Annotated in this window: 13 protein-coding genes and 1 pseudogene; 11 read left to right on the top strand and 3 right to left on the bottom strand. The window is 61.4% G+C overall.

Going from position 1 to position 11,374, the window contains the following annotated elements:
- A partial coding sequence (locus VL598_RS10750) for a band-7 C-terminal domain-containing protein (RefSeq protein WP_325326699.1) occupies window positions 1-279 on the top strand: 279 nt, incomplete at its 5' end.
- A gap of 277 nt (window positions 280-556) precedes the next feature.
- Here VL598_RS10750 and smpB read toward each other — a convergent pair.
- Entirely contained in the window at window positions 557-997 is a 441-nt protein-coding gene (gene smpB / locus VL598_RS10745; RefSeq protein WP_325326698.1) for an SsrA-binding protein SmpB, read from the bottom strand.
- Between the two features lie 117 nt (window positions 998-1,114).
- Here smpB and VL598_RS10740 point away from each other — a divergent pair, with 117 nt between their 5' ends.
- Entirely contained in the window at window positions 1,115-1,552 is a 438-nt protein-coding gene (locus tag VL598_RS10740) for a type II toxin-antitoxin system RatA family toxin (RefSeq protein ID WP_325326697.1), read from the top strand.
- On the top strand, window positions 1,549-1,881 hold the full coding sequence (locus tag VL598_RS10735) for an RnfH family protein (RefSeq protein ID WP_325326696.1): 333 nt from the start codon (window positions 1,549-1,551) through the stop codon (window positions 1,879-1,881). The genes VL598_RS10740 and VL598_RS10735 overlap by 4 nt, the downstream gene beginning before the upstream one ends.
- A 94-nt stretch (window positions 1,882-1,975) precedes the next feature.
- Here VL598_RS10735 and VL598_RS10730 read toward each other — a convergent pair whose 3' ends face one another.
- Window positions 1,976-3,058, bottom strand: coding sequence for a DMT family transporter (locus tag VL598_RS10730; RefSeq protein WP_325326695.1), 1,083 nt, complete (start codon window positions 3,056-3,058; stop codon window positions 1,976-1,978).
- Between the two features lie 258 nt (window positions 3,059-3,316).
- Here VL598_RS10730 and guaB point away from each other — a divergent pair, with 258 nt between their 5' ends.
- The 8 genes and pseudogenes from guaB to ldcA all read left to right on the top strand — a co-directional run bounded on the left by guaB (window position 3,317) and on the right by ldcA (window position 10,939).
- Window positions 3,317-4,777: an IMP dehydrogenase gene (guaB, locus tag VL598_RS10725; RefSeq protein ID WP_325326694.1), complete on the top strand. Its 1,461-nt coding sequence runs from the start codon at window positions 3,317-3,319 to the stop codon at window positions 4,775-4,777.
- A gap of 294 nt (window positions 4,778-5,071) precedes the next feature.
- Window positions 5,072-6,655 carry a glutamine-hydrolyzing GMP synthase gene (gene guaA, locus VL598_RS10720; protein WP_325326693.1) on the top strand — a complete coding sequence of 528 codons (1,584 nt, stop codon included), beginning with the start codon at window positions 5,072-5,074 and terminating at the stop codon, window positions 6,653-6,655.
- Window positions 6,656-6,961: 306 nt separating this feature from the next.
- A pseudogene (locus VL598_RS10715) lies at window positions 6,962-7,220 on the top strand (site-specific integrase); the annotation flags it as partial.
- A 137-nt stretch (window positions 7,221-7,357) separates the two neighbouring features.
- Complete coding sequence (locus tag VL598_RS10710; RefSeq protein ID WP_325326692.1) at window positions 7,358-8,041, top strand: isoprenylcysteine carboxylmethyltransferase family protein; 684 nt, start codon at window positions 7,358-7,360, stop codon at window positions 8,039-8,041.
- 440 nt (window positions 8,042-8,481) lie between these two features.
- Window positions 8,482-8,742 (top strand): hypothetical protein, encoded by a 261-nt coding sequence (locus tag VL598_RS10705; RefSeq protein ID WP_325326691.1) that lies wholly within the window; start codon window positions 8,482-8,484, stop codon window positions 8,740-8,742.
- 118 nt (window positions 8,743-8,860) lie between these two features.
- Window positions 8,861-9,352, top strand: a complete 492-nt coding sequence (locus tag VL598_RS10700) for a DUF1992 domain-containing protein (protein ID WP_325326690.1) — start codon at window positions 8,861-8,863, stop codon at window positions 9,350-9,352.
- A gap of 23 nt (window positions 9,353-9,375) precedes the next feature.
- A complete protein-coding gene (tadA, locus tag VL598_RS10695) occupies window positions 9,376-9,975 on the top strand; it encodes a tRNA adenosine(34) deaminase TadA (RefSeq protein ID WP_414718698.1) in 600 nt (199 codons plus the stop codon).
- Window positions 9,976-10,012: 37 nt separating this feature from the next.
- Window positions 10,013-10,939: a muramoyltetrapeptide carboxypeptidase gene (gene ldcA / locus VL598_RS10690; protein ID WP_325326688.1), complete on the top strand. Its 927-nt coding sequence runs from the start codon at window positions 10,013-10,015 to the stop codon at window positions 10,937-10,939.
- Between the two features lie 169 nt (window positions 10,940-11,108).
- Here ldcA and VL598_RS10685 read toward each other — a convergent pair whose 3' ends face one another.
- A complete protein-coding gene (locus VL598_RS10685) occupies window positions 11,109-11,318 on the bottom strand; it encodes a dodecin (protein WP_325326700.1) in 210 nt (69 codons plus the stop codon).
- Between the last annotated feature and the right edge of the window lie 56 nt (window positions 11,319-11,374).

Here is an 11,374-nt window from a genome sequence, read left to right as displayed (position 1 = left end):
ATCAATCAGGCGCAAGGCGAGGCGGCCGCGATTCTCGCCGTGGCCGAGGCGAATTCGAAGGCAATCCGCACCATCGCCGAGGCGATCCAGTCGACGGGCGGCATGGACGCCGTCAATTTGAAGGTTGCCGAGCAGTATGTGGGTGCGTTTGCGAATCTCGCCAAGGCCGGCAACACGCTGATCGTGCCGGGTAACTTATCGGACATGAGCACGATGATCGCCTCAGCCTTGAAGATCGTGAACCGGGGGCAATCGACTCAGGCGGGCGCGGCACGTTGAGCCTTCTCGAGCCGCAGCCGCCGTCGTGGAAGGGTAGAGAGCGAGCCTGCACAGGCTTTTGTGCCTGATCAGCCCGCGTATCCGCTAGCGTGCCGCGCGCGCTAGCTCAACGCGCTAGCTCAATATTCGCGGCTCGACCGCTTCGGCGGCACGTGTGGCGGCCCGGCCCGTGCCGCCTGCATTGCGTGTCGGCGACGCGTTGCGCAGAGCCGCCCATGGGTCTGGCGTCGCTATCGTCGTCGTGCTGGCCGCCAGGCCGCGTGACTCGCGGAAGTCATCAGCTGCGCATGAGCCGCGCTTTCTCGCGTTCCCAGTCGCGCTTCTTCTCCGTTTCACGCTTGTCGTGCTGCTTCTTGCCCTTGGCAAGGCCAATCTCGCACTTGACCCGGCCGCCCTTGTAGTGGAAGTTGAGCGGCACGAGCGTGAAGCCGCGCTGCTCAACTTTTCCGATGAGCTTCTTGATCTCCTCCGCGTGAAGCAACAGCTTGCGCGTGCGGACCGGATCGGGCGTGATGTGCGTCGACGCCTCGGGCAACGGGCTGATATGCGCGCCGATGAGAAAGAGTTCGCTGTCACGCACGATAACGTAGCCTTCCTTGATCTGGCCACGTCCGGCGCGCAGGGCCTTGACCTCCCACCCCTCGAGCACGAGCCCTGCCTCGTAGCGCTCTTCGATGAAGTAATCGAAGAACGCTTTTCTGTTGTCGATGATGCTCATGAATGAAGAGGTTCGAACTCGTTTAAAATCGCATTTTAGCAAAGCGGGGCCGCTGTAAGGCCGGAAAGGTCGAAACGCCAGCAGCCCGCTTCCCGTTGCCTTCTCGTGCCGCAATTTATGGCAGATGTCCAGAAAACCGTATTGATTCGCCATTCGGCTGAGGAGATGTTCGATCTCGTCACGGATGTGGCCGATTACCCCAACTTCCTGCCATGGTGCGGCGGCGTGGAAATTTGCCGTCAAGATGAGCATGGCATGGAAGCCAAGATCGACATCAACTTCAAGGGCATCAAGCAGCATTTCGCTACGCGCAACACCCAAGAGCGGCCTTATCGCATCGATATGGACTTCGCTGACGGTCCGTTTCGAAAGTTCACCGGCTATTGGCGCTTCACATCACTGCGTACGGACGCGTGCAAGATCGAGTTTGCGCTCCACTACGAGTTCTCGAACATGATCATCGAAAAGATCATTGGTCCCGTGTTCAGCCACATCGCCAATACGTTTGTCGATTCCTTCGTGAAGCGCGCCGACGTGCGCTACGGCAAGCCATGAGCCCTGAGCTTTCGATCGAAGTCTGTTACGCGCTCGCCGAGGATCAATCGCTGATTGCACTTCGCCTGCCTGCCGGCACGACAGTGGGTGATGCCATCGCTGCTAGCCGCATCGCCGAGCGTCATCCTGAAATCGATACGTCGACAGCGAAGGTCGGCATCTACGGCAAGTTGCAGCCGCTTGACGCGCTGCTTGCCGACGGCGATCGCGTCGAGATCTATCGATCGTTGATGGTCGATCCCAAGGTCGCACGTCAGCGCCGTGTCGACAAGACTCGCAAGGAAGGCTCCATTGAGGGGCGCAAGTGGTTATCCAAGGATTCGCGTTGACGATGCCCATGCTAGGCCGAAGCGATGCGAAAAGCTCGCGGAAAATCCGGCGGGCTGTTTGGTGTTGCGGCCCGGCGTTGCGTAAGCGCGCCGCTTATGAAGCGGGCGTTTGGGCGCGCTTGTCGGGTTCCTGGTCCGGGTTGCGCGCCGGTTGAGCACTGTGGGTGGGGCGAGCATCGTCTGCTGGATGCACGTCGGTGCCCGACAGACCGCTGAGTGCCGGATCGCTGTGCCGCCTTACCGACCACATGACGCCCGCCACAAGCAAGACGATCGCGGCGATTTCGAGCGGCCGCGGCAGACGGCCGTCATACAGGAAACCGTAGAGCAACGCGAACAGTGTTTCGAACACGATCATTTGCCCGGAAAGTGTAAGGGGTAGCCGCGTGGCAGCGGCGTTCCAGAGTCCGTTGCCAAGCCACGATGCGCCGATGGCCAACCCCAAGTTCAGCAGCCAGAAGACATGCCAGCGCGCGGCGTCGATGCTTGCCGCGGTTGCCGGTGCGACAGGCGTGGCCAAGAGGGCGGCTGCCGGAAACCATAGCGCCGCGCCGAAGACACCGGTGACGATGCCAAGCAGGACCGACCATTCGTTGCTGTCGAACCCTGCGCCGCGCACGTTGCGGCGCCGCAGCGTGCGGGCATTTTCGACAGCGAACCACGTCCAGCTCGCGAGTGCGCCGAGTGCGCAGGCGATGCCAATGAGCTTGTCGACTACGCCATCGGCGGCGTGCGCTGGTCCCGGATCGGCCGCAAACACGGCGATGTTGATGCAGACGATGCCGGCTGTGACGAGTGCGAGCGGCCAGACGAGGTGCCGAAGGGGCACCGCGCCGTGATCGCGCCGCCCTGCCAGCGTCACGGTGACGGGCAGCACGCCGACGATGAGTGAGGTCGGTCCAATGCCGACCCGGTGGACGGCGGTGGCAAGCAACGCGTAGTAGACGAGGTTGCCGACGAAGGCGAGCCGCGCGAGCGCCATCAGGTCCGCACGCGTGAGCTTGGCTGCGATACGCCGGTAAATCGGCACTGCGGCGGCGAGGGACACCAGCCCGTACAGCGTGCAGCGCGCTGCTGCGAGGAGAAGCGGCGCGAAGTCGGGCAAGAGTCGCGGGACGAGAAACACGGTGCCCCAAAGCGCTCCGGCTAACATTCCGTACATGACGCCTCGCCGCATGCCTCTCCTTGTGTTTTCGTAAGCAAACGCCCAGTGTATGCGAGGCTGCGTGGCGCTGTCTTGTGCATTTTGCGCGCTCGGCGCCTGTTCCTTCACGCTGTGCGGTCGCGGCAAACGAAACGCGAGCGAACGCGGACCGAACCGAAAACCGAAATTGCCGTGGCGACCCTTTGTTTAAATGAGCTAACTTGCTGTTCGCGCAGTGAAAAAGCAGGGATGTATCGCGTATAATTCGATTTTGCGCCTATAGGATTTGCCATGCGTCTGATCCAAAAAGCACTCACGTTCGATGACGTGCTCCTGGTCCCGGCCTTCTCCGAGGTTTTGCCGCGCGACACCAGCCTCAAAACCAAGCTGACCCGCAAGATCGCTCTGAACATCCCGCTTGTTTCAGCGGCGATGGATACGGTTACCGAGGCACGGCTCGCCATCGCGATGGCGCAGCAGGGTGGCGTCGGCATCATCCACAAGAACCTGACCGCTGCCGAACAGGCGCGTGAGGTTGCAAAGGTCAAGCGCTTCGAGTCGGGCGTGCTGCGCGATCCGATCACGATTCCGCCCGAGATGAAGGTTCGCGATGTCATTGCGCTGTCGCAGCAGCATGGCATTTCCGGATTCCCGGTCGTTGAGGGCCCGCAACTGGTCGGCATCGTGACGAATCGGGACATGCGCTTCGAAACGCGGCTCGACGAGCCGGTGCGCAGCATCATGACGCCACGCGAACGGCTCGTGACCGTCAAGGAAGGTACCCCGCTTGCCGACGCCAAGGCGCTCATGCACAGCCACCGCCTCGAGCGTGTGCTCGTTGTCAATGATGCCTTCGAACTGCGCGGGCTCATGACCGTCAAGGACATCACGAAGCAGACTGAGCATCCGGAAGCCTGTAAGGACGAGCATGGCAAGCTGCGTGTCGGCGCAGCGGTCGGGGTCGGCCCCGATAACGAAGAGCGCGTGACGCTGCTCGCCGCGGCGGGCGTGGACGTGATCGTCGTCGATACCGCACACGGTCACAGCAAGGGTGTGCTCGAGCGTGTGCGCTGGGTCAAGACGAATTTCCCGCACGTTGAAGTCATCGGCGGCAACATTGCGACAGCGGACGCTGCGCGGGCGCTCGTCGAATATGGGGCGGACGGTGTGAAGGTCGGTATCGGCCCGGGCTCGATCTGCACGACGCGAATCGTCGCTGGCGTCGGCGTGCCGCAAATCACGGCGATCGCCAATGTGTCGGAGGCGCTCAAAGGCACGGGCGTGCCGGTGGTTGGCGATGGTGGCGTGCGGTACTCGGGCGACGTTTCGAAGGCCATCGCGGCCGGCGCCGATGCCGTGATGATGGGCAGCATGCTGGCAGGCACGGAAGAGGCGCCCGGCGATGTGTTCCTCTATCAAGGCCGCCAGTACAAGTCGTATCGCGGCATGGGTTCGGTTGGCGCCATGAAGGACGGCGCGGCGGATCGCTACTTCCAGGACAACTCGGCGAACATCGACAAGCTCGTGCCGGAAGGCATCGAAGGTCGCGTGGCCTATAAAGGCTCGGTGAATGCGATCCTGTTCCAACTGATCGGTGGTATCCGGGCGAGCATGGGCTACTGTGGCTGCAAGACGATTGCCGAGATGCACGAGAAGGCGCAGTTCGTCGAAATCACGTCGGCTGGCATGCGTGAGTCGCACGTGCATGACGTCCAGATCACCAAGGAAGCTCCGAACTATCACATCGACTGATTCGGAGTGCGGAGATCGGCGAGGCGCGCAGGCTTATGTCTGGCGCCTTCGCTTTCCGCATGTGTGTCACCGGAGCTCGCGCTTAATCGTCGGTACGTCGGCACCACGACATCCCGGTTAATGCGCCGGCTTCCACCCGGCCGAAGGTTTGCGCCATGCCATCGCCATTGCAGTTCGATCGTGCGCATCGCTTACTTGTCCCGCCAGGCTTTGGCGGTCGGGCCGCCGACGACCTGTTCGTCGCGTTTTCACACCCCATTTCTCTTCTTTCGCCATTAAGATTTGCGCCCTCCCATGCATGACAAAATCCTGATTCTCGACTTCGGCTCGCAAGTGACTCAGCTGATCGCGCGCCGCGTGCGTGAAGCCCACGTCTATTCGGAGATTCATCCCTACGATGTCGACGACGCGTTTATTCGCGAGTTTGCGCCGAAGGGCGTGATCCTTTCCGGCGGGCCGAGCTCCGTGACGGAATCGGATACGCCGCGCGCGCCGCAGGCCGTGTTCGAGCTTGGTGTGCCGGTGCTTGGCATTTGCTACGGGATGCAGACGATGGCCGAGCAGCTTGGCGGCAAGGTCGATGGCGGCCATGTCCGCGAGTTCGGCTACGCCGAGGTGCGCGCGCACGGCCATACGAGCCTGCTGAAAGACATCGAGGATTTCAGCACGCCGGAGGGCTTCGGCATGCTGAAGGTCTGGATGAGCCATGGCGACAAAGTCACTGAGATGCCGCCGGGTTTCAAATTGATGGCCTCGACGCCAGCTTGCCCGATTGCCGCGATGGCTGACGAAGCGCGTCATTTCTATGGTCTGCAGTGGCACCCTGAGGTCACGCATACCGTTCAAGGGCGTGCCATGCTCGAACGCTTCGTGCTGCAGATCTGCGGCGCGAGGGCGGATTGGGAGATGGGGCATTACATCGACGAAGCCGTCGACAAGATTCGCGCACAAGTCGGCAAGGAGCACGTGATCCTGGGCTTGTCGGGCGGTGTTGATTCGTCGGTGGCCGCGGCGCTTTTGCACCGCGCCATTGGAGATCAGCTGACCTGTGTGTTCGTCGACCATGGTTTGCTCCGCTTGAATGAAGCCGAGCAGGTGATGGCGACGTTTGCCGACCACCTTGGCGTGCGCGTCATTCACGTGGATGCGAGCGTTGCGTTCTTGTCGAAGCTGGCGGGCGTGACCGATCCCGAGCAGAAGCGCAAGATCATCGGCGCCGAGTTCGTCGAAGTGTTCCAGGCCGAGGCGGCGAAGCTCACGGATGCCAAGTGGCTGGCACAGGGCACCATCTATCCGGACGTGATTGAATCGGCCGGCAAGGGCAAGAAGGGCGCGCAGACCATCAAGAGCCACCACAACGTCGGTGGTCTGCCCGAGACGCTGAATTTGAAGCTGCTCGAACCGCTGCGCGAACTTTTCAAGGATGAAGTGCGTGAACTGGGCGTGAAGCTGGGGCTGCCGCATGAGATGGTTTATCGGCACCCGTTCCCCGGGCCGGGTTTGGGCGTGCGCATTCTCGGTGAAGTGAAGCGTGAGTTTGCCGACTTGCTGCGGCGCGCGGACGCCATCTTTATCGAGACGCTGCGCGATACCATCGACAAGGAAACCGGCAAGTCGTGGTACGACCTGACGAGTCAGGCATTCGCCGTCTTCTTGCCGGTGAAAAGCGTGGGCGTGATGGGGGACGGGCGCACGTACGAGTATGTTGTTGCGCTGCGTGCGGTGCAGACGCTCGATTTCATGACGGCGCATTGGGCGCATTTGCCACATGAACTGCTTGGGCACGTGTCGAATCGGATCATCAATGAAGTGCGCGGGATTAACCGGGTTGTTTATGACATCTCGGGGAAGCCGCCGGCGACGATTGAGTGGGAATGATTTAGGTTGCTCCCAAGACGTTCCGGGAGCTTCGGTTTTGCCTGTTTTTCCGTAAAAAAAAGCAGGGGTTATTGTCCGATGAAATCCGTGTTGATCCGGACAGTGCCCAGTGGAAACGTCGGTATCGATGACGGTATCGACATTTCCCCCTCGGATGGCCTTGTCCGATACCGTTACGTCGGTTTGACGATATCGGGTGAGGGTAGACGTTCGAGGAGTTCTTATGCTCAGAGACACTCAGTTGCGAGCGCGGAAGCCCGCCGAAAGAATCTATAAGGTCGCCGATCAGCGGGGGCTGTATACGGCGAGCAGGCGCCTACGATGCCGACGTTGTGGCTCGCCATTAAATTCATGCTCTTGACCCTGGCGCAAGTCGGAGTTCAATTTGGACTATCCCGAAGGGGCGCATGAAGGCGAGACGTCCTCGTCACGTGTACCTCGGCGTGCAAGCGCTGGAGATTTTCTTGTCGCGTTCAAGACGTGTTTCGGCGCAGGTTTGTACCTGCAGCCCGGACAGTATGAAACCGCGCCGCCGATCAGTGCGGCTACGTTGAACCGAATCATCGCTATCGGGTGATGCTGGTACCACGGAGGACGCCGTGAGTCGCTGGAAGCGTGGTCGGCGACCGCGATGGGGAGGGAATTCCGGAAGCAGCGCTCGCCGCGCGGAAGAATCGACAACCTTGACGGGATGGGCTGGAAATGGGCCTCATTCTAAATCTCCTCATCCAGACGATCATCTGGTTCGGATTCATGGGCGCCATCATCTTCGTTGCTGCGGGGAGGATGGACTACGTCGGCGGCCGGCTCTATCTCGGTGAAATGGTCGCCATGTCAGTCGTTTTTGGGCTGCACATGATGCGTGTCGACCCCGGCCTGCTTAAAGAGCGCCTGAAGCCACCCATGCAGAAGGATCAGCCGCTCGCGGACAAGCTGATTCTCGTCCCGATCCTGCTCCTCATGTTCGGAGGGTTGGGTTTCATGGCAGCGGATGCTGCGCGGTGGCACTGGTCAATGATGTCATCCACTGTGCAGTGGGCAGGATGCGGCCTCCTCCTTGCGGCACTCTTGTTCATGTATTGGACCATGCGCACAAACAGCTTCGCGGCACCGGTCGTCAAGATACAAAAAGACCGCGGGCAAGCGGTTATCGCAACAGGGCCTTACGCCATCGTCCGCCATCCACTCTATTTCGGCGCGCTCTTCTACATTGCCGGTACCTCGCTCGTGCTCGGATCGTGGTGGGGGCTAGCGACGATCCCGCTCCTCGCCCTCTTGCTCGGCATCCGGATCGGCGTCGAGGAGCGGACGCTGCGGATGGGCCTCGATGGCTATGACGATTATGTGCGCCGCGTGCGCTGGCGTCTGGTTCCATTCGTCTGGTGACACAGGCCGCCCACAAGGATGCGGCAAGAGAGGGCCAACTTGCTCATTGGTTAAGTTAATGCGTAGATCTTCGTGGCGAAGCGACACCAAAAAACGTGTTGAAGCCGGTGCCGAGCGGGACGACCAAATGTTACCTTCGTAATACATTAAATCCATTTAAAGCATCATGAAGGTGAGATCACGCCCACACCCCATACGCCTTTTGAGCGGTCCGGCAGGCACAGCGAAATCCGGGCGCGGATATCCATGATGCGCGTCGTCGCCGCAGGCTGACCATGGCGGCGGTTGCCGAGCCGCCTCCCCGTCCCGCCAACCAGGCACGTCCGCCCCGCCACCGATAATCCAGGCGCAGGAAAGCCAGTAGACGCTCCCACGGCTTAGGTATATAAAAACGAGACCGGGTCGAAGCGCGACCGCCTCAAACGAAGAGGAACGAAGCCATGCCGTCCGATCCCTCGAAAAAGCCTGACGAAGATACCTCATCAAAGCAGTTGCAAGAGCTCGGCGCCGCGCTCGATCACGTTGATGCCTCCTTAAGCTCCGGCAGCATTGCGTTGAGTGCGGCCAAAGGAATCGTCTACAGCATGATGGAGACGCTCGGCACGCTCGTTGGCGACCCTGACCTTCCCGAGCACAGCCGCTCCGGCTATGAGGGCCTGCTTGAATCGGCCCGCGAGCTGCGCGCAAAGCTAACAAGGTGATGTTCGGCGAGAAATCCGCGCCTTGAGTCGCGAGCAAGCCACAGCCATGGCCGCCTGGAGCGTCATTTGTGCCCTTTAGCCTGCTAAAATGCGGGCGCCGCCATGTCGTGGATTGCTGATGAAATTGCTCGATGCCCTGGTCGAACAGCGCATTGCCGCCGCTGCCGCGCGCGGCGAGTTTGACGATTTGCCCGGTGCCGGAGCGCCGCTGGATATGGACGACGATCTGCTCGTCCCCGATGAGGTTCGCGTCGCGAATCGCATTCTGAAGAATGCCGGGTTCGTCCCGCCCGCCGTCGAGCAATTGCGCTCGCTGCGGCATCTGGAAGATGAGTTGCAGGCCGCCAGTGATCGTGCGGCACTTTGTCGCGTGCAAGCAAAAATGCTCGCACTCGATATGGCGATCGAGTCACTGCGAGGTGGGCCGACGGTCGTGCCGCATGAATACTGCCGACGGATCGCCGGACGGCTTTCCGAACGGATTGACGCACAGGACGCTGCGCTTGCCGCAGACAACCGTTGCCTGTCAACGCCGCCTGCCATTACTCCGGGCCGACCGGACGCGCTCGATCAACCCGGCACATTGACCGGGCGGGCGGGGCGCGCATGAACGCGTTCGCGCCGCTCGCGTCTATGGCCGGCGACGCTGCTGCCGGAGCTGAACCCGCGGAGGTTCGTAGCGTTGTCGACGCCGAAGAGCGCGATCGCAGATTCATGCGGCAGGCGCTGGCCGCCGCGGAATCCGCGCGGGCGGCCGGGGAAGTGCCCGTCGGTGCCGTGCTTGTACGCGGGGACGAAGTGATCGCGACGGGCTTCAATCACCCTATCGGTGCGCACGACCCTTCGGCCCATGCGGAGATGGCGGCTTTGCGCACGGCGGCTAAAACGCTCGCCAATTACCGTATGCCCGGCTGCGAACTTTATGTAACGCTCGAGCCATGCCTGATGTGTGCGGGCGCGATCATGCATGCACGCATCGCCCGCGTCGTGTTCGGCGCGTATGACCCGAAAACGGGGGCCTGCGGCAGCGTCGCAAACGCGTTTGCCGATCCCCGTCTAAACCACCACACAAGCGTGCAAGGCGGCGTGCTTGCCGAAGAGTGTGGTGATACGCTGAGGTCGTTTTTTGCCGAGCGGCGGCAGGCGATTCGCGCCGCGCGCCGTTCAACCATTCCAGCTGAGCGGCCGGATGACAGTTGCGCGCCTGCGCTCGCACCCTCCAAAGATGATTGACGGGACGCTCGGCACCACTTCTGCGATTGATGCCACCATGACCCATTCGCGAACGATCGAACTGATCGCCCCGTCGGGCTACCCACCGGACCCGGCTTCCGTAGAGCGTGCCCTGCTGCGCTTGCGCGAAGCGGGGCACCGGGTAGACGGCATCGACGCTGTGTCTCGCCGCTATCAGCGTTTCGGCGGCACCGATAGCGAGCGTGCTAGCGATTTGAACCGCCTCGCGGACCGAGCGTATCCGCTGCCTGACATCGTGCTCGCCGTGCGCGGTGGCTACGGCGCTGTGCGAATCCTCTCCGCGCTCGACTATGATGGGCTCAGGCAGCGGCTCTCGAATCAATCGGTGGCGCTCGTTGGCCACAGTGATTTCACGGCGGTCCAGCTCGCGCTGCTGGCGCGCGCGGGTTTGGTGACCTTCGGTGGTCCGATGTTGGCGATGCATTTCGGTGCCGAAACGCCAAGCGCGTTCACGATGGCGCATTTCTGGCGAGCGTTGAGCGAGCCCGCGTTCACGCTTGAGGTCGACTCACCTCAGGAAGAGTGCATCGACGTGAGCGGGACGTTATGGGGTGGCAATCTGGCCACCCTTGTCTCACTTGTCGGCACACCCTATATGCCGCAGGTGGACGGGGGCATCCTGTTCATCGAGGACATCAATGAGCAGCCATTCCGCATCGAGCGGATGATTTACCAACTGCACTTGGCCGGCATTCTCGCGCGTCAGCACGCGCTTGTGTTGGGGAGCTTCTCGGGCGTCAAGGCTTACGAGTACGACAACGGTTATGGTCTTTCCGCGATGATCGAGCACATCCGCTCGGTGACGGGCATACCGGTGGTGACCGGGCTGCCGTTCGGGCACATCGACGATATGGTCACGCTGCCGGTTGGGGCGCGAGCGCATCTGCATACGCATGCCGGTGGTTTTCGCCTGAGCGTCGAAGGTCATCCATACTGCGCTTAAAGGCTGCCCCAGCGAGCGCCGGCATCGGGTGTTACGTCGAACCGTCACGCCGCGCATGACCGTGCGTCCGGATGCCGGGCTGCAAGGAGCAACCCCTTCCGCTATCGGAAACAAGCTGCATTGGACGGCACAGCCATGCTGGTTGCGATTGAGTCGAGCTGGGCTCGACTCAATCTTCGAGTCTCATGTCAACCTTCAGCCTGACCTGCCAGTGCGCAACGTTGCCGTTTTCGATCTGCCCGCGTATTTCGGTCACTTGGAACCAGTGGAGGTTGCGCAGCGTCTTGGAGGCGCGCTCGATGGCGGTGCGGATCGCATCGTCACTCGATATCGTCGAAGAGCCGGTCAATTCGATTTGCTTGTAGACGTGGTCGTTCATGAGCCGCTCCGTAATCGAAGGTGTGACGAAAGTATAGGCAACGATGCCTTTGAGGC

Origin of the sequence: Trinickia sp. (assembly GCF_035492435.1) — a bacterium.
Taxonomy (GTDB): Bacteria; Pseudomonadota; Gammaproteobacteria; order Burkholderiales; family Burkholderiaceae; genus Trinickia.
The sequence above is the reverse complement of the archived record's forward strand: the minus strand, read 5'-3'. Positions and strand labels throughout refer to the sequence as shown.

What these genes read in the sequence shown, in the direction of transcription:
- smpB (WP_325326698.1), bottom strand. Translation starts at nt 997, where the DNA reads ATGAGCATCATCGACAACAGAAAAGCGTTCTTCGATTACTTCATCGAA.
- VL598_RS10740 (WP_325326697.1), top strand. Translation starts at nt 1,115, where the DNA reads ATGGCAGATGTCCAGAAAACCGTATTGATTCGCCATTCGGCTGAGGAG.
- VL598_RS10735 (WP_325326696.1), top strand. Translation starts at nt 1,549, where the DNA reads ATGAGCCCTGAGCTTTCGATCGAAGTCTGTTACGCGCTCGCCGAGGAT.
- VL598_RS10730 (WP_325326695.1), bottom strand. Translation starts at nt 3,058, where the DNA reads ATGCGGCGAGGCGTCATGTACGGAATGTTAGCCGGAGCGCTTTGGGGC.
- guaB (WP_325326694.1), top strand. Translation starts at nt 3,317, where the DNA reads ATGCGTCTGATCCAAAAAGCACTCACGTTCGATGACGTGCTCCTGGTC.
- guaA (WP_325326693.1), top strand. Translation starts at nt 5,072, where the DNA reads ATGCATGACAAAATCCTGATTCTCGACTTCGGCTCGCAAGTGACTCAG.
- VL598_RS10710 (WP_325326692.1), top strand. Translation starts at nt 7,358, where the DNA reads ATGGGCCTCATTCTAAATCTCCTCATCCAGACGATCATCTGGTTCGGA.
- VL598_RS10705 (WP_325326691.1), top strand. Translation starts at nt 8,482, where the DNA reads ATGCCGTCCGATCCCTCGAAAAAGCCTGACGAAGATACCTCATCAAAG.
- VL598_RS10700 (WP_325326690.1), top strand. Translation starts at nt 8,861, where the DNA reads ATGAAATTGCTCGATGCCCTGGTCGAACAGCGCATTGCCGCCGCTGCC.
- tadA (WP_414718698.1), top strand. Translation starts at nt 9,376, where the DNA reads ATGGCCGGCGACGCTGCTGCCGGAGCTGAACCCGCGGAGGTTCGTAGC.
- ldcA (WP_325326688.1), top strand. Translation starts at nt 10,013, where the DNA reads ATGACCCATTCGCGAACGATCGAACTGATCGCCCCGTCGGGCTACCCA.
- VL598_RS10685 (WP_325326700.1), bottom strand. Translation starts at nt 11,318, where the DNA reads ATGAACGACCACGTCTACAAGCAAATCGAATTGACCGGCTCTTCGACG.